16 protein-coding genes are annotated in these 22225 nt (G+C 38.7%); 4 read left to right on the top strand and 12 right to left on the bottom strand.

All coding sequences use genetic code 11. The annotated features are described in order from the left end of the window. Positions 1-5: 5 nt before the first annotated feature. On the bottom strand, positions 6-3452 hold the full coding sequence (locus JMN32_RS20560; protein ID WP_202858253.1) for a pyruvate carboxylase: 3447 nt from the start codon (positions 3450-3452) through the stop codon (positions 6-8). A 345-nt stretch (positions 3453-3797) separates the two neighbouring features. On the opposite strand from JMN32_RS20560, the gene JMN32_RS20555 reads away from it, so the two are divergent. Next, complete coding sequence (locus JMN32_RS20555; RefSeq protein ID WP_202858252.1) at positions 3798-4241, top strand: heme-binding domain-containing protein; 444 nt, start codon at positions 3798-3800, stop codon at positions 4239-4241. On the opposite strand, the gene JMN32_RS20550 is transcribed toward JMN32_RS20555, so the two are convergent. Continuing rightward, entirely contained in the window at positions 4225-4959 is a 735-nt protein-coding gene (locus tag JMN32_RS20550; RefSeq protein ID WP_202858251.1) for a head GIN domain-containing protein, read from the bottom strand. The two genes, JMN32_RS20555 and JMN32_RS20550, sit on opposite strands and share 17 nt — an antisense overlap. 145 nt (positions 4960-5104) lie before the next feature. Between JMN32_RS20550 and JMN32_RS20545 the strand changes: the two genes are divergently transcribed. Next, on the top strand, positions 5105-5695 hold the full coding sequence (locus tag JMN32_RS20545; RefSeq protein ID WP_202858250.1) for a hypothetical protein: 591 nt from the start codon (positions 5105-5107) through the stop codon (positions 5693-5695). Positions 5696-5710: 15 nt separating this feature from the next. Here JMN32_RS20545 and JMN32_RS20540 read toward each other — a convergent pair whose 3' ends face one another. Then, positions 5711-7231, bottom strand: a complete 1521-nt coding sequence (locus JMN32_RS20540; RefSeq protein ID WP_202858249.1) for a tetratricopeptide repeat protein — start codon at positions 7229-7231, stop codon at positions 5711-5713. A gap of 236 nt (positions 7232-7467) precedes the next feature. Here JMN32_RS20540 and JMN32_RS20535 point away from each other — a divergent pair, with 236 nt between their 5' ends. Then, positions 7468-7629, top strand: a complete 162-nt coding sequence (locus JMN32_RS20535) for a DUF1328 domain-containing protein (protein WP_202858248.1) — start codon at positions 7468-7470, stop codon at positions 7627-7629. Positions 7630-7909: 280 nt separating this feature from the next. Here the strand turns inward: JMN32_RS20535 and JMN32_RS20530 are convergent, their stop codons facing one another. After that, positions 7910-9280 (bottom strand): cystathionine beta-synthase, encoded by a 1371-nt coding sequence (locus JMN32_RS20530; protein WP_202858247.1) that lies wholly within the window; start codon positions 9278-9280, stop codon positions 7910-7912. Positions 9281-9418: 138 nt separating this feature from the next. Here JMN32_RS20530 and JMN32_RS20525 point away from each other — a divergent pair, with 138 nt between their 5' ends. Next, complete coding sequence (locus JMN32_RS20525; RefSeq protein ID WP_202858246.1) at positions 9419-10741, top strand: carboxypeptidase-like regulatory domain-containing protein; 1323 nt, start codon at positions 9419-9421, stop codon at positions 10739-10741. A gap of 13 nt (positions 10742-10754) precedes the next feature. On the opposite strand, the gene JMN32_RS20520 is transcribed toward JMN32_RS20525, so the two are convergent. From JMN32_RS20520 to JMN32_RS20485, 8 genes are all read right to left on the bottom strand, one after another. Then, the gene (locus JMN32_RS20520) at positions 10755-11678 is read right to left on the bottom strand and encodes an aspartate carbamoyltransferase catalytic subunit (protein ID WP_202858245.1); all 924 of its coding nucleotides are present in this window, start codon (positions 11676-11678) and stop codon (positions 10755-10757) included. Continuing rightward, positions 11678-12226, bottom strand: coding sequence for a bifunctional pyr operon transcriptional regulator/uracil phosphoribosyltransferase PyrR (gene pyrR, locus JMN32_RS20515; protein ID WP_202858244.1), 549 nt, complete (start codon positions 12224-12226; stop codon positions 11678-11680). The genes JMN32_RS20520 and pyrR overlap by 1 nt, the downstream gene beginning before the upstream one ends. A 260-nt stretch (positions 12227-12486) precedes the next feature. Beyond that, positions 12487-12690: a hypothetical protein gene (locus JMN32_RS20510; RefSeq protein WP_202858243.1), complete on the bottom strand. Its 204-nt coding sequence runs from the start codon at positions 12688-12690 to the stop codon at positions 12487-12489. A gap of 496 nt (positions 12691-13186) precedes the next feature. Further along, the gene (locus tag JMN32_RS20505; protein ID WP_202858242.1) at positions 13187-14818 is read right to left on the bottom strand and encodes a T9SS type A sorting domain-containing protein; all 1632 of its coding nucleotides are present in this window, start codon (positions 14816-14818) and stop codon (positions 13187-13189) included. A 13-nt stretch (positions 14819-14831) separates the two neighbouring features. Next, entirely contained in the window at positions 14832-18941 is a 4110-nt protein-coding gene (locus JMN32_RS20500; RefSeq protein WP_202858241.1) for a PKD domain-containing protein, read from the bottom strand. Continuing rightward, complete coding sequence (locus JMN32_RS20495) at positions 18934-20097, bottom strand: hypothetical protein (protein ID WP_238354562.1); 1164 nt, start codon at positions 20095-20097, stop codon at positions 18934-18936. The genes JMN32_RS20500 and JMN32_RS20495 overlap by 8 nt, the downstream gene beginning before the upstream one ends. Next, a complete protein-coding gene (locus JMN32_RS20490) occupies positions 20090-21106 on the bottom strand; it encodes a tail fiber protein (RefSeq protein ID WP_202858239.1) in 1017 nt (338 codons plus the stop codon). The genes JMN32_RS20495 and JMN32_RS20490 overlap by 8 nt, the downstream gene beginning before the upstream one ends. Further along, positions 21099-21989 carry a hypothetical protein gene (locus JMN32_RS20485; RefSeq protein ID WP_202858238.1) on the bottom strand — a complete coding sequence of 297 codons (891 nt, stop codon included), beginning with the start codon at positions 21987-21989 and terminating at the stop codon, positions 21099-21101. The genes JMN32_RS20490 and JMN32_RS20485 overlap by 8 nt, the downstream gene beginning before the upstream one ends. Between the last annotated feature and the right edge of the window lie 236 nt (positions 21990-22225).

The raw sequence follows: 22225 nt of genomic DNA, 5'->3' as shown, positions 1-22225 counted from the left end.
TCCCGTTACTCCATCTCAATGACCATATCATCCTGTTCAACCATTTCTCCGGCAGGGATATAAATTTTTTTGATCTTACCTTCAAACGGCGCACTGATTGAGGTTTCCATTTTCATAGCCTCAATCACAAAAAGCGGTGCGTTTTCCTTTACCGCTTCGCCTTCCTTCACCTTAACTTCTGCAATCTTACCCATTAATGGCGCACCAATCTGTTTTTCTCCGGAAGCTTTTGCATAAGCAACTTTATCCGACTTAAAACCATTATCCTTTACCTCCAGCACTCGGGTCTGGCCATTCATTTCAAAGTAAACTTTACAGATACCGTTCTCATCAGGTGCCGACTTATAAAGCTTTTTAATAATAATAGCTTTACCCTTACCTATTTCCACAAAGATCTCTTCATCATCTCCGAGTCCATAGAAGAAGGATAAAGTAGGTAATCGCCACACCTCTCCATAGTTCTGCCAATGATCATAAAGTCCCTTAAATACTTTGGGGTATAACTTATATGATAAGAAATCCAGTTCATCACAATAATGATCAAATTCCTTTTGAAACTCCTTGAACTCCTTATCAAAATCTACCGGCTCAAGGTGAGCGTTGGGTCTGTCAGTAAAAGGTTTTTCTCCTTTCAATATTATATCTGACAATTCTTTGGGGAATCCACCTGGGGGCTGCCCCAGTTCCCCCTTGAACAAGCTTACTACCGACTCTGGAAACGATAGAGTATGTCCTTTGGTTAATATATCCTCAGAAGTAAGGTTATTTGATGTCATAAACATCGCCATATCACCTACTACCTTCGACGAGGGCGTCACTTTCACAAGGTCGCCAAAAAGATCATTTACAGCAGCATAATTTTCTTTTATTTTAGAAAACTTATCCTCCAGTCCAAGTCCCCGCGCCTGTGGACGTAAATTGGAATATTGTCCACCAGGGATTTCATGCTCATAAACTTCAGCCGTACCGGCTTTAAGTTCTGATTCGAACGGATAGTAAAACTCTCTTACATCCTCCCAATAGTTAGCGTATTTATTGAGCGACTTCAAATCAAAGTCGGGCTGACGTTCATGTCCTTCGAGTCCTGCTAATATAGAATTAAAGTTAGGCTGAGAAGTAAGTCCTGACATAGAGCTAATAGCTACATCTACCACATCTACACCTGCATTGATAGCCTCAAAGTATGTAGCACATTGAATGCTGGACGTATCATGAGTATGTAAATGTATTGGCAGGCTTACTGCTTTCTTAAGTTCGCTGATCAGCAATTTTGCACTTTGTGGCTTTAATAAGCCAGCCATATCTTTAATAGCCAATATATGTGCTCCTTCATCTTCCAGTTGTCTGGCCAGATCAAGGTAATACTGCAAGTTGTATTTAGTATTTTCCTTATAAAGATCTCCAGTGTAGCAAATACAGGCTTCTGCAAGCGAGTCCGTTCGCTCACGTACTGTTCTTATACTCACCTTCATGGCCTCTACCCAGTTCAATGAGTCAAATATTCTAAATATATCAATACCTGTTTCAGCAGATTTCTCAATAAACTTCTCTATCAAGTTATCAGGATATGCCTTGTACCCCACTCCATTGGAGCCTCTCAACAGCATCTGAAGCAAGAGGTTTGGCATAGCTTTTCTTAACAGCTTCAGCCTATCCCAAGGGTTTTCATGAAGAAACCTCATACAAACATCAAAAGTTGCTCCTCCCCAGACCTCCATAGAGAATACATCTGGATTATTTTTAGCAAAACCTTCTGCTACCCGTAGCATATCAAGAGTTCTCACCCTTGTAGCTAATAAAGACTGATGTGCATCACGAAATGTTGTATCTGTAAAATGAATTTTCTTTTCATTGCGAAGCCATTCTGCAAAACCTTCTCTGCCTAAAGCAGTGAGTTTATCCTTTGTTCCTTCAGGATAACCACCCAGCCGATCGAATTGAGGTATTTTAGGTTCACGAAATACCTTTGTAGGATCAGTACTTTTAACATCAGGGTTGCCATTAACTGCGAGATTACCGAGGTAGTTGAGTAATTTAGTCCCTCTGTTCAATCTTCTGGGAACATCGAAAAGTTCGGGGTGCTCAGCTATGAAGTTTACTGTAGCTTCACCTGAATAAAATGTATGATTAGAAATTACATTCTGCAGGAAGCCGATATTTGTTTTAACACCTCTTACTCTAAATTCACTCAAAGCACGTTCAAGCCTTTCTGAAGCTCCTTTAAGTGTGCGCCCCCAAGAGGAGACTTTAACAAGAAGTGAGTCGAAAAATGGAGATATAGTAACCCCTGCATAACAGTTACCGGCATCAAGCCTGATACCAAAGCCGTTGGCACTTCGGTAAGCGATAATGGTACCATAATCCGGCTTAAAATTATTTGTAGGATCCTCTGTTGTAACCCTGCACTGAATAGCAAAACCATTGCATTTCACATCTTCCTGATTCCTTATAAAGATGCGCGGATCTGCAAGGTCATATCCTTTTGCTATGAGTATTTGAGACCTTACAATATCTACCCCTGTTATTTCTTCAGTAATCGTATGCTCTACCTGTATCCTTGGATTTACTTCAATAAAGTAGATGTTTTCCTCTGCATCTACCAGAAACTCAACTGTACCTACGTTATTATAATTAACCTCATGAGCTATAGAAAGCGCATAACTATACAGTTTATCCTTGGTTTCCTGAGCTAGTGTTACACTTGGAGCTATTTCTACCACCTTTTGAAACCTTCTCTGCACGGAGCAGTCACGTTCAAAAAGGTGCACAATATTTCCATAGTTGTCACCCATGATTTGCACTTCTATGTGCTTAGGGTTATCTATATATTTTTCAAGAAATATGGTATCATCTCCAAAAGCCTTCTCAGCCTCATTTTTGGCTTCCTCAAATGCCTTGCTTAGTTGGTCAGCGCTTCTTACCACGCGCATTCCTCTACCGCCACCACCAGCTGCGGCTTTAACCATAACAGGATAGCCTATCCTCTCAGCTTCCTTGAAAGCAAGTTCTGCCGTGGTAAGATCCTCCTTACTATCCTCAATAATGGGAACATTGGCTTTGATAGCAATTTTCTTAGCCTCAACTTTATCGCCCAGTTGGCTCATAACCTCTGGATCTGGTCCGATAAATATAATTCCCTCCTCTCTACACCTACTGGCAAAGCGTACGTTTTCCGAGAGGAATCCATAGCCAGGGTGAATGGCATCAACTCCATTGCGTTTGGCTACAGCGATAAGTTCTTCAATATCCAAGTAAGGTTTTAACGGATCGTTATCGGCCCCTATCTGGTAGGCTTCATCAGCCTTGTACCTGTGCAAGGAATACCTGTCTTCATAGGTAAAAACCGTAACTGTTCTGATCTTCAGCTCTGTAGTAGCTCTTAAAATTCTGATAGCGATCTCTCCACGATTCGCTACCATTAACTTCTTAATCTCCTTTAGTTGGATACTCATTGAAATACTTTAAATAATTAAATACTCAGGTGAAAATTAAAACATTACAATGTCTTAACAAAGAGAATCAATTCTGGTTAAGTTTTTTATCAGGCTTATAATTGCCCTCACAAATACGTTTACATTTAAAATATCTAAATTCAATAACGATAGCTTCTTGTAATTTTTACAGAAGCACTCTCAAAAAATCTAACCAGAACTATAATTATATAACCATTTAAGTTACTAAATTAACAAAAAATAAAACTAAAGAACCACCCGTTAATAATTCACCGAACAACACATTTTTTAAGCAAGATTAGAAACTTTTTTTCATCTTTAGAATACTAAAAAAATTAAAAACAAATGAAATATTTTTTACTCACCCTTCTAGCAGCACTCATTATTATCCAATTCTTTAGAATTGATAAGTCTGTACCCGAATACAATAAAACACAAGATTTTATATCACAGGAAACCCCTCCTGAAACTGTAAAACACATCTTAAAGAAAGCTTGCTATGACTGCCATTCCAATGAAACCGTCTACCCTTGGTACTCAGAAATAGCCCCTGTTTCCTGGTGGCTGGCTAGTCATATTGAAGAAGGAAGAGAACACCTCAATTACTCTACCTGGGGTGAGCAGCCCGTAAAACGTAAAAAACATAAGCTGGGAGAAATGATAGAAGAGGTAGAAGAAGGTGAAATGCCACTTACGAGCTACACGTTGGCGCATAGTGAAGCCAGCTTAACAGCAGATGAAAAAGCAGCACTTATAAACTGGCTTAAGCAGGTTAATTCCTCTCTATGACCCGGCCACTTCCAGGTGTTGCCACGTCAATGGTTGCAGGAAATCCTCGATAATAAACATTGCCACTACCGGTAATTGAACCGGTAATGGCTTCATCTACATTAATAAAGCTATTACCCGAACCTGATATAGCTACATTACAGGTGTTTGTATTCAAAGCGAAAGCATTGATATTGCCTGAACCTGAAATTACTGTTCTAAGACGATCTGCATACCCTGAAAGATCAAAATTACCGGAACCGGTCAATGTTATATCCAGATCTTCACAATCTGCAGATACCTCAATATCCCCGGAACCAGATAATACCAACTTCATATTGTCACCCACCCAAATATCAGAACTATGCATGCCCCCCGAACCAAAATTAGAAATGGACTGTAAATCGGGGGTGGTGACTGTTATTGTAGTATTATGATCCCTTAAGCATTTTCTTGATTCGATATATAAATGTTCGCCACTTACATTCGTTAGGATGTCATCAACAATATTATGATTAGACTGCACTGCTGCTTCGTAAAAACTGCCCCTCCTAATATGGATGTCTGCATGAATAGAATTACTTATACCGATAAATGAAGGTAAACTTCTGATACTGGTTCTCAGGCCAGCCTGCCCTTTTTCACAAAAATCATCGTCATCAAGATCAATATAACACCCGGATAAAACCAGCGTTATTATCATGAACAATACTGCGGTAGTTAACTTTAATGTTTTCATTTTTTAATTATTGATCTTAAAGCCTGTAATAACTATAGACAGGCACATTTTCACAATTAAAGACAGCTCCTGCTAAATAAGGTTGCCAAAATTTGTTGATAAACTTTTAAATACTTTAATTTTACACAGTCGAAAGTATAGCATAGTGAAAGAGGAACCCACAACCCCACCTAAGATTGAAATACCAAAAGACTTCCACTCCTTTTCAAAGCAGGGGCTTTTTGAAAGGTGTATAGAGTGTGATAAGTTTCTTCTAGATGAAGGCACGGAGTATTTTATAGAAAAAGCTGTAAAGAAATACCCCGGCTACAAAGCTTTTGATGTAATCTTTGAATATGCCATTTGCGCTACATGCGCAGAAAAAATGCGTAAACGTATTTCTAAGGAATCGTTAAAAAGCATTGAAAAGTATTTTGCAGAAAATGTAAACATCAATCAACGTATAGATGTGATGCAGGCTAACCCTGACAATCCGAATGCATGGATGAGTGAATGCATGGTAAAGGGTTCTGCCAAAGCGGAACTTAACGAATTCCAGATTTATGCACACTGTAATGGCAAGCACCTGGAAATGGTGCAAATGCCTTATCTTATCAGTGGTCAGGCTTTAGATGAAATAGCTAACCTTTTATCCGAACAGACACTAGATGAACTTGATGGCTTTGTTAATAAGCACTTTGGGCCCCCTCCGGAACTTATGGAACCGATACCCAAAAAAAGGTTGGTTTTAATTTAAGCTGACATTCAAAAGCTAATCATCCAGCTGGATATCATTATTGCTTTCAAGCCGTGCTCGTATTTCTCGGATTACAGCATCCAATTCTTCAGTTGACTTCATCAGGTGATCTACAATCTCTCTTTCGTTGTCCTTAAGGTTTGACTTCTCAAGGAGGTTTACAAGCCCCATAACACTAGCCACGGGTGCCCTTAGCTCATGGGCATTGCTATGGGCATATGCTGCTAATAACTTATTCTGATCTTTTAAAGCTTGAGTTCTTGCTCTAATCTTATTTTCAAGACCCTGATTTAACCTCTCAAGGTTTTGATTGAGTTTCCTAACTTCTTCAGACTGTGTGAGTATTTCTTCAGACTGCGCTTGTATCTGTTCATTTTTGGACTCCAGAAGGCGGTTCACATTTTGCTGTATTTTGCGTTGTTTATAGAACGCTGAAGCCACCGCAATAGCAAGTATAAATAACATTACAATAGCTATTATAACAGTATTTTGCTGCTTCAGCATTATTTCGGCAGCTTGCTTTTCCTTTTTCAGCAGCTCTGTTTCGAATGTGGTCTGCAATTTCGCTATTTGGTTAGACTTTTCCTCCGTAAATAGCTCGTCCTTTATCAGTGTGTGCTTAATATGACTCCTGTATGCACTGTCAAACATATTATTATCAGCAAATACCGTAGCCTTACTTTGAAGCACATTCATTTCAATATCGCGCGCACCAATTGCTTTGGCCTCAGCCAAGGCCATGTTATGGAAATACAATGAGCTGTCATATTGCTCTAGTCCATCATAAACTTTACCCAATAGTAAATAAGTATAGCTAGCCCCTCTGTGGTCTCTATTATTGACTCTCAGCTGAAGTGCTTTATTAGCATTGATCATAGAAGCTTCATAACGCTTTAGCTCAAGCTCTGCTTCAGCTATGCCATGATAAGCATAAGCCTCGTATTGCACATTTCTTTCATTCTCATTACTCACCAAGGCCTTTTGAAAGTAATATAATGCAGAATCAGAGTTGCTCAACATCAAATAAGCCTCACCGATATTAACATAACCTAATGTAGGATACCCATGCTTTTCTAACACCTTTATAGCTTGAAGCAGGTAAGATAGTGATTTATCTACCTCACCAAGTTTTTTATAAATCTCTCCTATATTGTTAGTTACCTGTGCCGCTAATAGTTCTTCATTTAATGCCTGGTAGATTTGGAGTGCCTGAAGGTAATACTCTAATGATTTATTATAATTGCCCAAAGCCCATTCAAGGCCTCCGTAAACATTGAGCGACTTAGCCTTACCTTCCTCATAATCAAGTCTTTGAGCAGACTCATATGCAATATCTACATCATCTCGCGAGGCTATGGGGTCAACGTGTAAATATGCAAATGCAAGCTCATTCAAAACATCTACCTCTGCTGTATCAGTAGTCACATTCTCCAGGATCTGGGAAAGACTATCTATTTTAATTCCCTGAGCATGCATCAGAGAGCTACAGAATAAAAGGAAACTTATTAACAAGTGTTTTTTTATAGTTTCTGCCATGATTTTCAATCAAAGTACAAAATTATTAAAACAACCTTTCTATTTCTTAAAATGTAATTTTTTGAGTATTTTGTTACCCAATTTATTCTTACTTCTCCTCAACCAGCAATTCATAATATTTATAATTACAGCAAATAAAACATCATAAATCACTGATTAAAAGTAAATTATAATCAAAAATCCTGATTGGCGCAATATTTCCATAGTATATAGCATAACTAACCGAAATTTCAATTATGCTCAAATGGACAGTAATATTTTTAATAATAGCTTTGGTCGCTGCTCTCTTCGGGTTCGGCGGTATCGCAGCTGGTGCAGCAGGGATTGCCAAAATCTTGTTTTTCATTTTCCTGGTATTGTTTATTGTTTCACTATTATCACGCGCCGCGCGTCGCTAAATGCCCTATCAAACACTATTATCGGTTTTTAGAGGTGGGTGACAGTCGTTTATATTGTTACAAGGACCAAGCTTTCTGGCCCCTCTAGCGAAGGGTCTGACCGAAAGGAATAGTTATAACAAAACAGATCTATCAGTGGAAGGATTTTCAGACGAAAAATAAGGGAGAATTCAATAAAAAAGAAAGGCTCCACTTCTCAGCGGAGCCCTTTCCCAAAACTTACTTACATTAACATGTTATCAACCTTAATTAAATTAGGGACAAGTACTATGCCAAAAGCTTAATTACTCATCGCCATCAGCAAGTCATGTTGTGTAATAATATGTACATCATGTGCCTGATCTCTAACCAGCACAGCCTTGTTATCTTTGTTAATCATTGATGAGAGCACATCCAGGGTATTATCCATCGCTACAAAAGGCATAGGGTTATCCATTACTTCTCCCACCTCTTTTTCTCTGATTTCAGGGTCTTCGATGAGTTTCTCCAGTAGTTTAGCTGTGGAAATACTTCCTACAAAGTGATTATTTTCCACGACAGGTACTTGGTCGATACCCTCAGTGTTCAACATTTTAATCACTTGCCCTATCTTGTCTGATTTGCCTACCGTTAACAGCTTATCAGAACCATTTTTATTAGTAATAATGTCTTTTGCTGTTGCAAAATCTCTCGCTTCAAGGAACCCATGATCTTTCATCCAATTGTCATTATAGACCTTAGCCAGATATCTGGTACCATGGTCAGGAAGGATGATCACCATCATGTCATCTTCTTTCAGATTTTCTTTTGCATACTCCAATGCTCCGTGCACGGCAGATCCACATGACCATCCTACAAAAAGTCCTTCTTCTCTTGCCAGTCTTCTTGTCATAATTGCAGCATCTTTGTCAGTTACCTTGACGAAGCTGTCAATAAGGCTAAAATCAACATTTTTGGGAAGGATGTCCTCTCCTATCCCCTCTGTCATATATGGGTATATCTCGTTTTCGTCAAAAACTCCTGTCTCTTTATATTTTTTAAACACCGACCCATAGCTGTCAATACCAACTGACACCACGTTGGGGTTTTGCTCCTTTAGATACTTCGCGGTTCCACACATAGAACCTCCTGTACCAACACCTGCCGCATAGTGTGTAATTTTTCCCTCTGTTTGATCCCATATCTCAGGACCAGTGGTTTCATAATGCGCAGCAGCGTTTGAAATATTATCGTACTGATTAGGGTAAAAAGAATTAGGTATATCCTTGTTTAACTTCTTTGCTACTGAATAATATGATCTTGGGTCTTCAGGAGAAACATTGGTCGGGCATACAATAACCTCCGCACCCATTGCTCTGAGGATATCAATTTTCTCCTGCGATTGCTTATCTGCCAGTGTGAAAATACACTTATATCCTTTAGCTATGGCTACCAAAGCCAATCCCATCCCGGTATTACCTGAAGTGCCTTCTATAATGGTTCCTCCCGGTTTTAAAATGCCTGCTTTCTCAGCATCTTCGATCATCTTCAGGGCCATTCTGTCTTTCATGGAGTTTCCGGGGTTAAAATACTCCACCTTTACAAGAACAGTCCCCTTTATTCCTTCGGCCAGACGGTTCAGTTTAACCAAAGGTGTATTTCCTATGGCTTCTATAAGTGAATTGTAGTACATGTTGAGGGTTTTGTTTTTTACAAAATTAGGAAGATAATTGCTGTTTTTATAGGAATGCATACGTAATTTAACCATTCATTAAAACAAGATGGTACAAGAAGCCGTTTAAATTTTCGACGCTAAAAACCCAATTTGCCCATGCAGCATGCCTCACTTATCAGCTACTTTTCGGTGCTTTTACTGCTTCTCTTCATACAACCCCTTGCTGCACAAAACAATAGAATTACTCGAACGGTAATTAATAGTGAGACCAACGAACCGGTACCCTATGCCACGGTGTCTTTTCCTGAACAGCAATATGGGTTCAGCACCAATGCCAGCGGTCAGTTCCAACTTCAGGTAAATCCCACAATGCTGAAAAGAAAAGTGGTGATTTCAAGCATTGGCTTTGAGTCCTTTGAGTCAACGCTCGGAGACCTGGCAAAAACAAAAAGTGACAGCATTTCTCTCCACCCTAAAGTAACTGTACTGAAAGAGATACTGGTGAAAGCCAAAGCTGAAACCCCTCAAGATATAATCAGGAGGGCTGAAAAAAAATTAAAAACATTTTTAAGGCAGAATCCTTATTACTTATACGCCTTCTACAAAGAAGAAATTAAGAAAAATAATGCTTATGTGGGCTATACCGAAGCTTATGGCATATTTCATATTTCAGGCTATCATCCAGCGTATAACCGCAAAAATACGCTCTTCTCCTACGATCTGGCCCAGTGGAAAAATATTCGACGCTCAAAGTATCAAATCAGCTCAGAATGTAATGATACCGTACCTCGCCTGTTGGAAGTTGACAAACTGATAAAAGCTAAAAGCGAGTACCTGTACAATGGACCATTCAGTAAGCTTAGGGATCAGTTCAGGTTTACAATTGATAGCTTAACCAGCTATAATAATGAAGACGTCTTCATAATCAGCTTTACCCCAGCACAATTAGAGGATATTTCTTATCGCGGTAATGCTTATATAAAGGCAGATGATTACGCTCTGCTTAAATTAGAGATATGGGAAGAAAGTGCAGAAAGGCTGTTTTACAGCAATTGTTCTATTGAAAATGTCTCAGCCCACTTTAATTTAACTTATGTAAAAGTTGGTGAGAAATATTACCTTAATAATATCAGGCTTACTTCAAACTATGGCTCTACTCCTATAGAGGAGCATATAGAAATTTCCGGCGGGGAATTTAGAGACAGCAATGTCACCAAATTTAATGAGGAGCAAAGATTAATAATTTATAAGGAGATGACCAACCCTGACATTGTTTACACCTCAGAATTTTGGGCGCAACATGACCGGCCAATACCTTCTGATGTAAATGATGATCTTTCCACTGATGCTCCACTGCCAAGACAGTTTTTCACCAGTAGTGGCAAAAGGATCATCCCTCTTCCTGACACTTACAGCAGTTACCAGGAAATGTTTAAAGATAGAGATGTTTTCAGAATCTTTTTAAATGCTGATTACTAAGACGGGTTAATCATTATTTACCGCCCGCCAATAAATACAGTACAGCCATTCTCACAGCTACTCCGTTTTGAACTTGCTCAAGAATAATAGAATGTTCTGAGTCAGCCACATCACTATTCAATTCCACACCACGGTTAATCGGTCCGGGGTGCATAATGGTGATCTCTTTATCCAGCTCATCAAGCATTCTTTTGTTAACTCCGTAGTATAGAGAGTATTCACGAAGTGAAGGGAAGTATTTAATTTGCTGCCTTTCCAGTTGAATTCTCAGGATATTGGCTACATCACACCATTGTAATGCTTTCCTGACATCCAGTTCTACTTTTACTCCCAAAGATGCGATGTACTTTGGCAGCAGGGTATTTGGTCCGCAAACCATTACCTCTGCCCCTAGTTTCTGAAGGGCAAAAATGTTAGAGATGGCTACTCTTGAATGAAGAATATCACCAATGATTGCAACTTTAAGCCCTTCGACAGAGCCATGCTTTTCCATGATGGAATAAGTATCGAGAAGCGCCTGGGTTGGGTGTTCGTGTGTGCCATCACCTGCATTGACAATATTAGCGTCAATGTGCTTTGCCAGAAAATGCGGTGCTCCTGGGCTACTATGCCTCATCACTACCATATCCACTTTCATAGCCAGGATATTATTTACCGTATCCAACAAAGTCTCCCCTTTCTTTACGGAGCTGCTGGAAGACGAAAAGTTGATAACATCTGCAGAAAGCCTTTTTTCAGCCAGCTCAAACGACAACCTGGTACGGGTGGAGTTTTCGAAGAATACATTAGCTATCGTTATATCACGTAGCGAAGGCACCTTTTTTATTGGGCGGTTGATAACTTCTTTAAACGATCTGGCTGTTTCAAAAATAAGTTCAATATCTTTCCGAGTGATGTCTTTAATGCCCAGAAGGTGCTTTTGACTTAATTGTGACATTATTTACTTTCCTTATTTATCAACCAGATTTTATTATCCTTAAAGCCTTGATCTTCAAGCTCTACTAACACTTTTTGATACTCCATGGTATTTACATCTTTACCCACGTAATCAGGCTCAATGGGCAACTGTCGGGAATACTTTCTGTTTACCAATACCAGTAGTTCAACTTTCTTAGGCCTACCAAATGCAATCATAGCATCCATAGCTGCCCTTACTGACCTGCCTGTATATAACACGTCGTCAATAAGCACCACATTCTTATTCTCAATAATGAATGGAATTTTAGTGGCATTGGCCTTTACCGGGGTCTCTCTTCTTCTAAAATCATCTCTAAAGAAGGTAGTATCCAGGTAGCCCAGATCTATTTTAGTACCTGTATCTTTCTCCAGCTTTTTATGGATCATTTCAGCCAGGTATATACCTTTAGGCTGCATACCAATGATAGCGGTATCTTCAAAATTTCCATGATTTTCAATAAGCTGTTGGCAAAGCCTGTTGACTGTGATGTTGAGTAGGTGGGTGTCGAGTATTAGTTTCTTTTGCATGGCCTAAACTCATGCAAATATAGAAAAAAGTTTATTGTAAAGGCAATTGGTACGGCGGAGATTGGAGAAAGTTTTTGTGTTAGTAGCTTTAGGGTTGTTGTACATAGACAAGAGACTGCTTCTTCGTTCCCGAAGGCTTCTGGACAGACTTCACATCTCACTGTGATAGCCGTCGTCATCGCGATGAGACACGAAGAAGCGATCTCCTTTATTAATACCTATTTATGCTTGCAATGAATAACTTTTGAAAAGAATGATCCCTATTTATCAGCCTCCACTAACTGCTCAACCATCTCCTTAAGCTCAGCAATTTCTTTGGCCTGAGCTTTATTCACTTCATTTTGTTCTATGAGATAGAGGGTTAGTTCTTCCACTTTTTGCAATAACTTCGTATTCAATTCCGGGAAGCAAAACCTTGATTGAGTCCACCTTTTCATTCCCAATCTGGCTAACCTGTTTAGCATACCCCTCTCCTTTTGTGGCCTTGAACAAACTATCAGATTTATGTCGCCAATACTTCTTTACTTGTTTAGCATATCGCACACTATCCCTACTATAAAACTTCTTAAACCTCTTCAGTTTTTAAGCAGGATCTTCGGTTTTCTCAATTTTACTCAAATGCTTTTCTGATAACTGTAAGACTGGCTTTTGTGCAAAGCTTGTTGATATTGTAATAAAGAGGGTAAGTATGGTTAAAGTTTGTTTCAAAGTTTTGTTAAATTATTCTATGCAACATTAGCACGTGTTATACTTTCGCTAAACCTACGCTAGCGGAGGCGCTAGAATTTGCCGTGTCACAGACACTATATTTCATTTGGTTGTCCTTAGTCATCCTACCGGAAGACTAAGGACAGGTGGTTATTAATTTATCTTTTGACTGAATTCCTGTCTATGCTTTCAGCAACATACTTCTGGGAAAAGCCTGGCTTAATACACATGTAAGATACTAAATACTTCAACTTACATAATTATAATTTTACGCAAGAAATAAGTAGACTGACTTTGAACTTCAACAAAATACATCCCAGGAGAATATCCTTCTGTATTAATGTCTAATACTTCACTTTCTATACTCTGCTTCTCATATCTGATCAACCCTCCTGTATTAAGCACCCTAATTGTTTTGAGCTCAGAAGCTGCTTCGCCTGTAAGTCTAATCGTTATATTGCTTTTAGCCGGGTTAGGGTAAATCACAACATCAGATATTGAAGGTTGTGATTCTTCCTTTTTTCCAAGGGAAAAATTGAACAAGAACGATGACGAAGCTTTCTCAGAGTAACTAGACTCATCGTTAAAATTAATGTCACCTATGAAAAAACCGGACAAATAAAGTTCATTATTTTTTAGTCTTAAATCGGTTACGTGATTCTGCCCTGCACCTCCTATCACTTCCAACCAACTAACGTTACCTTTAGAGTCTAAGTCAACCAGAAAGATATCCGTAAAACCAAATGACCAATGAGACTCTCCGTTTAATCGCAACTCTTTTTCAAAGGTTCCTGCAACAACAATTTCATCATCAACAATTTCAACGGCATGAGCAACATCCATCCCTACACCACCGTAAGTATTCATCCATTCAATAGTCAAATTAGGAGAAAGCTTTCCTAGCAATACATCATGGAGTCCGTTGGACTGCATGATCTTTTCTTGATGAATAATAAAACCTGTAAACGATCCACAAAAATAGATTTCACCTTTATTTGTAGCCACCATTGATTCCACTCTATCTTCTTCTTCCCCCCCGACAGTAGTAATCTGCTTTAAACCTCCGTCTAAATCCATTTTAGCAAGAAAAATATCCGTTTGCCCATTAGAAACAAGTGTATTGTTTCCAATTGTTGAATTACCTGTAAATTCTCCTGCTATATATATATTTCCTGCACTTATATAAACGGACTTTCCTACTACTCGACCGTTACCACTGGAATACTTACACCACAACAAGTCTCCCCCACTACTATATTTCGCAATAAAGAATTGAGCATTATCTCCCGCCGAGATAAGCATATCTCCAAATTGAGCATCATGCTGAATGGAACCTGTAATATAAATATTATCATCTGAATCAAGGGCCATATCGTAAACCAAGTCCTGACTGACTCCCCCAATAGATTTCATCCATATAAGTTCTCCATTCTTTCGATACTTCCCAATGAAGATATCTTCCAACCCCTTAGACATTAGTTCAGCACCATCAAATCTCCCTTGATAATTATACACCCCAGTAATGTATAAATAATCACTCTTGAAAATAATATCGGTACCATATTCGTCAATTGCGTTAGAATGCCCAATTGAACTTCCTGCTTTTTTTGTCCATGACGCTTTACCTATATTAGTTATCTCGTTGATCACTATATCTGAATTCGCCGTTCTCATACGTCCATTTTCTGAATGACCACTCTCCTGAGAGGCTCCAATCATATAAACTTCTCCCGCGTCAGAAATACTCACAGCTCTGGCTATATCTGCATTCCCTTCCTCTAGAGTACTTACCCAATTAAAGTTCAAATGCTGACTATACCCTTGTACAACAAGAGTAAAATTGAGCACTAACATTACTTGGAACAGTATTTTAAATTTTCTCATTTCTCTGCTTATTTTATTCCATTCCATATCTAAATTGGTAATATACATTCTCACAGGTTTCAGTATTTATTTTCACCTGGCTACCTGCTTTAGCTTCAAACCCCGGTTTTAACTGTATCCATTTTGTCGCAGTAAGGTTGACATTTGCACCACTGTTAATTAAATATTGCCCGCCATTCGAGTCCCCTCCTAAACGCATTGCTCCATTTAGCAAATTGATATTTTGTCCGCTAGTATATGACTGCACCGTTTTTTCATACCACACTTCATCGCAATATTCTCCTAAATTCATATACTTGTAATAACCATACCCTCCGTTAAATACAGCTTTATCACCAGCTACAAAAGCAAAACTGCCAGGTTCATCCTTTATCCAGTCTGCAGTTGTTAATTTCCCTTGCTCCACCATATTGGTCCATCCCGCACGAGGCTTTACATATAATATCACATCTTCATTTGCAACCGAAACAATATAATTACCAGAAATGGAAACATGAGGATGTACTCTAGAATTATCCGGTATATAGTGCTTAAGTTCAACATAATGCATTCCCGAGTACCAGCCGATAGAATTCATATAAAGTCTGGCTCCTCCTGTCGGCATCGCAATCAGCAGGTTTCTATACTCAAGGTCTATATTCTTTCCCTGTTTCAGCTCACCAGAATAAATAACTCTACTATTCCAACCAATTTCTTCCGAAAAAACCATTACACTTTTAGCACCTGTTTCTGCATATAGAGAAGCCGCGATTGTTCCTTCATGAATTTTCAACTCATAAATACTGTGGTAAGCAGACAAATCGAAATTCAATATCTCCGTATAATTTGTCCAGCTGCCACCAATTCTTTGAAACACTCTTAGTTCCCCCACATTATATTCATCACCCTTATCATTTACAACAATACGATCATTGTAAACGTCTACATGCCTCAACTTATTAGGGGGTGTATACCACGTCCAGTCTTCAAGATATATATCTCTTAGGCCTATCTTGACTTTATCCCACGAACCAGCAATCTTTTTGTAAACGTACAAAGAGGAAGTCGTAGCAACTGCAATAGTCTTACCATGAACAGCAACATCAAGGATGGTTTCACTAGTCGTAGATGGCAAGAAATAACCTGCTTCTTCCAACGTTTCGCCCTCATATATTTTCACACGTTGAAAGTTGTTACTATTATTAATTGCCACTACAAGTATGTCTTCATCATAATCAGACGCTAACACTTGATCATTGGTCGTGGTTATAGTATGTCGTAAATTATCATAGGGATCACCCTCCTCTCGCGGATATACAGTAATAATATCCTCATGATAATCATCATTAAATAAATTTCCTGCCTCAGTACTTAAAATCAATGCCGTCTTATATTTACCTTTCTGATCATACGTGTGAGCAACTGTTCCTCCTGAATACCCTTGATAAGCACCCTTCACTTGTGATCCCTTAGTCCAGGTTATTGGCAATTGAAAAAACCAATTACTATAACTAAGAGTTACGTTTGAAGGAACATAAGAAAAGTCCACAAAGTTAATTGACTCACCAGCAAAAACTGATCTTGCAGATTGGGTATACGAAGCATTAATACCTGATGGTGGTAATGCTTGCTCTACAGTTATAAATTTTGAAAGGGTACTGGTTTTACCACATCCATCTGTAACCTTATGTATTACTTCATACGTGCCCGGGTTCTGAAAAACCCAATCGGGATTTTCAACTGTTGATGTACCCTCAAAAAAGCCCTCTTTAAAATACCAATAATAGCTCACTCCATTTACACAGTTGACCAAAGATTCGTCCCTAAAACTTACCGGTGTATTTGCATAAACTGGTCCGTTCCAACTAAAATCTACAGTAGGAGGGCCACCTTCCGGGGCAACAATAATACTTCTAGAGTAAGTCGCTGTCTGCTGATAACTGTTACTTACCGTCAAGGTAATGGTATAAGTGCCATTTTTTGTAAACTCTATACTAGGATGTCGATATGTACTATTACCCAAAACGTATCTATACCCATCATTGGGAGAAACACTCCATTTAAAGAAATCTCCAACAGAAGCACTACTGTTAAGATCTACCCTTAAAGGAGCTGCCCCTTGCGACGGAGTAGCGCTAAAAGAAGAACTGATACTACCCCCCATATTAATGTTTATGGCTTGAATATAGGTACTTTGCTCTGTTGCACTGGAAACCGTCAGTGACACCGTATATACCCCAATGTTAGCATATGTATGCATTGGATGTTGGGAGGTAGAAGTATAACCATCTCCGAAATCCCATTTCCAGCCTATTATTTCATTAGCTGGAACTGATAAATCTGTAAATTGTACCGTTAGCGGGGCAGACTCATTTGTTGAATGTGTAAAACTCGCCACCAAATCACACTCAACCATTACACGGCCACCAGAACCCCCACTCGTCCAACACGAACCTGATGGATCTATAATAATAGAATGTCTGGTATCAGTACCTGAAGGAATAATCCCCGCTGTAGGCCAAGTACCATCTGCATTACGAGGCGGAATAGCCGTATAACTCACGTCAGAATCTTCCGAATCAAACGCAACCAAAGCATTCCCAGCAAGATCCAGACCGGTAAAATTCAGAGTTCTTTCTTCTGGCACATCACCTGCTGCAATAGTATACGCAGGAATAGTAAAAGTAAACTGTTTACGATCAGCACTTACTGCTGTCAGATTAGGATTTGATATACCATCAATTTGAAGAACCGGGTTATCAACACCATCATACCTCAGTGGTTCACTAGCGGTAACAGTCACTTTAATATCGTAAAACGGGCTGATTGTACCTTCATTAAGTTCAGAAAAATCAAGTATTCCAGATGCAGCGTTTGGCACCCATTCCCCTTCATATTTGGTTATTGGTAAATTACCAAATTGAGTAGCTACTTCAACACGTTCTATGTAGGGGCGGAAGTTGTCTATAAAAATTTTCGCATCTCTAACGGTAATATTGGGATCTGTATTAGTATTATTACTAATATCTTTAGCCCTTATCCTCAAAACATATTTACCATCAGGGAATTCAGCCTCAGCAATACCTCTTGCATCCTTATTCCCCCTATTTGAAAGATCCCAGTCCTCAATCTGTCCTATCCGTAATCGCGTATTAAAAAATCGATCATAAGGTTCTAAATGAGGGTGTCCTGTCAATATATAAACATGCCTGCTCTCTGCCCCTATAACAGACCTCGTATCATATATATATTGAGCTCGGATGTTATTTGGGACATTGTTGAAATTGATATTCTCAATTTCACCCGTTAAACTTGTTGCACCGCTTAAGATTTCATAGCTAACCGCATTAATACCATTGTTCCCACCATTAGAACCTGCCCCGGTTGACAAAATATGTCTGTCTCTCATTCTAGAAATAATATCTATATACTTATAAACAACTTTATGAGTTTCATTAGATATTGTGATTTCGTCAGTCAAAACTTGAGAATCAAAGTCATGTCTATGCCCATTGCTTCGAATCTCAACAGCATCATTTGAACTATTTTCTTGAATAATGTTGCCATCCACATTAAATGGCCCCATAAAATCAGGGGCGTGACTATCTGTGAAAGGGGTTAAAAAATTATTTAGAAAATTTGTTGTTCCTGGCAGGGAAGAGCTAGGATCACTATTATCATTTAAATGCAAGTGCTGGTTACATGATTCCCCCGTTATCATCAAACCTAGAAAAGTTCCAACAGCCACAGTAGAACCATTGCGTATTTCAGTCACAGCCAAACCCGTAACAGGATCAGTGGAAGATGGTCTTATGTGCTTATAATAAACATCTGAACCATCAGCTAGCCTAATTTGAATAAAATCATTCCAACAATCTCCATTGTTAATTACTGTTGCTGTTCCCGCGTGCATTGAATAAACAGCCCTGCCAGCAGCGCCTGTCAATGTACTTGTAAAATCAACACCTGAATGAAATCTAGCTCCTCCGTAACCAGCCCATCCAGTACCTCTCCAATCGCCCACTGTTCCTGAAATATTTCCTCTAATCACATTGCCCGAAGCATTACGAAATGGCCAAAGATCTTGTCCAAATGAAGTATTCCAAGAAAAGAAAAGTAAAACTGCAATTAAAAATCTATTCATTAATGCTGTATTTTAATATTTCACTTGCTATTAGAATTGAAAGCTGCTTATCATTAACCATTAGAATTGGTCTACCCTTAATATCCCCGACTTTATAATGCAGATAACTCTTTCCTAAAGACTCATTGTATATGGTTAAAAAACCGGTCGCATAAGTTTCAACACCTGTAGGTTCAGAAATTAACACTGCAATCCCTTTCCCCGGAATTGTTTGTACCCCATGAACAACTATGTATTTATCATTTCTTGTATGTTTGCCTCCTGCACCACTAAAAACCTCAGCAAGTATTTTTTCGCCTTGAACTCTACCATCTGACGCATTATAAAAAAGTAACCTATCAAAAGATGCAACAACCAATGTCGAAGAATTGCCTGTATGATAATGCCATGTTTGGATATCTGAATCAATAATTTTCGTCCATAAAACATTCCCATTGATATCATATGTTGTTAACCGATGTTCTCTTTTATCGACAAAAAATGTATAAACACTGAAATGATGTTCAGAAGCTAAAACCTTTACCACGAAACCTTCAGATTCAATCGCCGATTTGAAAATATCCTTTCCGGCATCATCAAAAAGAGCTACTAATGGTTTCATCTGCTTATTATTTGGAGTGATACCTATAAGTACTTTGTCACCATTGAAACTCATTGTAGAGGCACTAAAGCCACCTTCATACGGAGAGTAACTTGCCAAAAGTTTCATATCACTTGAATAAAATTTAAATTCATAGCCTCCTGCTTCTCCCTCATCTTTAACTATGTACGAACCGTTTTTAAAAAATTTAACCGATGTTTCATAGCTATCGTATTCAATAGATTGTAGCTGCGAAATTTTACCATCCTCAATGATATATTTTGCCACTGTCAACTTATCAGTTTCACAATGACACGTAACAGAATTTTTTACTGTATAGAAATTACTTCCTTTGAAGTATGAGATTTGCTCATCCTTAGCCAACACCCCTATTCGTTTTCCATCGTAAACAACATTTTTCTGTCCATTTTGAACTTCTCCATAAATAATAGATTCCGGAGTTATTATTACTCCCTCCCTATTATTGCTAATTTCCTGTTTTTCTACTAGTTTAATTTGACTCAATAACTCGGTATTGAGTACTAGCAAGATCATAAGTGTAATTATCCTATTCATCTTTATTTAATTCTTTCAATTCCTCAATTTCCTTTTTCAACTCAATAACATAAAGTGTCAACTCCTCCACCTTCTCCAAAAGCTTTACATTCATCTCTCCCAGATTTACACCATCTTTTTCTACTTCAGCTGTAGTTGGTATACCCGGTAAGTGTTTATTTTCTTTAATGTATTTTTCTACTTCACTCAGATCAGCCAGCTTATAATCTTCCTCGAATACATAGTCCGCCCAAGTTCCAGTTTTAACCTGAATCTCTCTTGCTCCAATTTTTCCTTCTACTGCTAATTTATAAGTACCCGGTGTAGATGTACCAATACCTACATAACCATCTCTGGTAATGTGCATATGATTTGAGTTATATTCACCATTACCTGAAAATATGAGCCCCATAGAACTTGAATGCTTTATAGCTGCATTAGATAAGCCCGCCCTATGAAAAGATAAAACAACGTCACCGGCATCGGTATTCGTTAACTCAAGCGTATGGCTACCTGGTAACCAGTGGTTAATGGTTGGGGTACCGATATTACCCTCTATGCTAGAGGTTCCAATAACATGGAGTTTCTCCTCTGGTGTGGTGGTTCCAAACCCAATATTTCCACTGGCATTAAAGGTGGCTATATTAGAATTTAGATGACTATTGGTAGTTCCATAATTAAATCTTAAACTGGAATTCCCAGATCCACCTGTAGTCTGTCTGGCGATTGACCAGATGTCAATATTATTTCCTACATTTCCTTGCACGAAGTTAATAGCAGATCCCCAGGTTCCATCTGCATTCGAGATCAGATCGAGTTGAGCATCAGTAGACTCCACAACCATAAACCCATATTGTGACTTCACACCACTTTCATCACCTACAACATGTACCTTAGCCTCTGGTGTTGCTGTGCCAACACCTACATTACCGGAGTTATAAAAGATATTTCCCGGTGTAATTCCACTCCAATTTTGCCCAAACACCCCTGTGCTGAGCATAACTAAAATACCTGTAAGTATTTTATTCATATCCATCCTCAAGTTTTTTAACTCTTGTTTTTAATTCCTCATTTTCCTTTTTCATTTCAATCAAGTAAAGCGTCAACTCCTCCACTTTCTCCAAAAGCTTTGCATTCATCTCTCCCAGATTCACTCCATCTTCCTCTACATCATTGGCAGTAGGTATACCTGGCAAATGTTTGTTCTCTTTGACATACCTTTCAACTTCGCTGAGTTCAGTCAAATTGTAACCTTCTTCAAAAACATAGTCTGGCCATGGGGTAACTGAAGTCACCTGTATTTCTCGGGCTCCAATTTTTCCTTCTACGGCTAGCTTAAAGGAGCCTGGATCATTTGTACCTATACCAACATTCCATGGAATCATGACTTTACTCATCCAATCTTCCCTACCGATCATAATTCCACCAGCTATAGTTTGTCCACCAAGAGTCAATCTGAAAGGGTCGGTAGACGTGGATGCTTCTTGCATATATAGTGCAGACTTTCCATCGCCAGAATGCAATTTAAATTCACTAGCAAGAACTGCTCCGTCAACATCCAACTTTGACATAGGACTTGTAGTTCCTATTCCTACATTTCCTGAAGTATGAACTATAAAATTGCCATTTTTCAAAGTATAGCCCCCGGGATAAAAATAGAGATGTCCTGAAGCACTACCTATGTCTGAAAATCCCTCTGAGGTATAAGGCCTTTCCAACCTAAGTTGAACCATGCCTTCTTCACTTATGTGAAACTTGCGCTGGGGGTTAATGGTACCTACCCCAACATTACCATTGTTATAGTATATATCTCCAATTCCATCTCCACCATCATCAACCCATTGAGCCTTAGCTGAGCCAATAAAAACAATCAAACATAAAATCTGCAATAAGAAGCGCACGTAATAATTCATATCATTAAAATTTATAATTGCACAATAATAACCACACCCCGTCTCAAAATATGAGACTGGACAATCTGTTTCTTAAAAAAAGTGTATTCTACTGGGGAGGTAATTGAGAGAGCGGAAACTATAGACCAACCTTACAAAAACCCAAAACGAGGGCGCAATTTATTATTAAAATCAGATACCAAGCAACCGATAACTTAAAAAAAAGTTTGTTTCTAAAAAACTAACAAAAACTCTAT

This window comes from Fulvivirga marina (genome assembly GCF_016775155.1).
Classification (GTDB): Bacteria; Bacteroidota; Bacteroidia; order Cytophagales; family Cyclobacteriaceae; genus Fulvivirga; species Fulvivirga marina.
The sequence above is the reverse complement of the archived record's forward strand: the minus strand, read 5'-3'. Positions and strand labels throughout refer to the sequence as shown.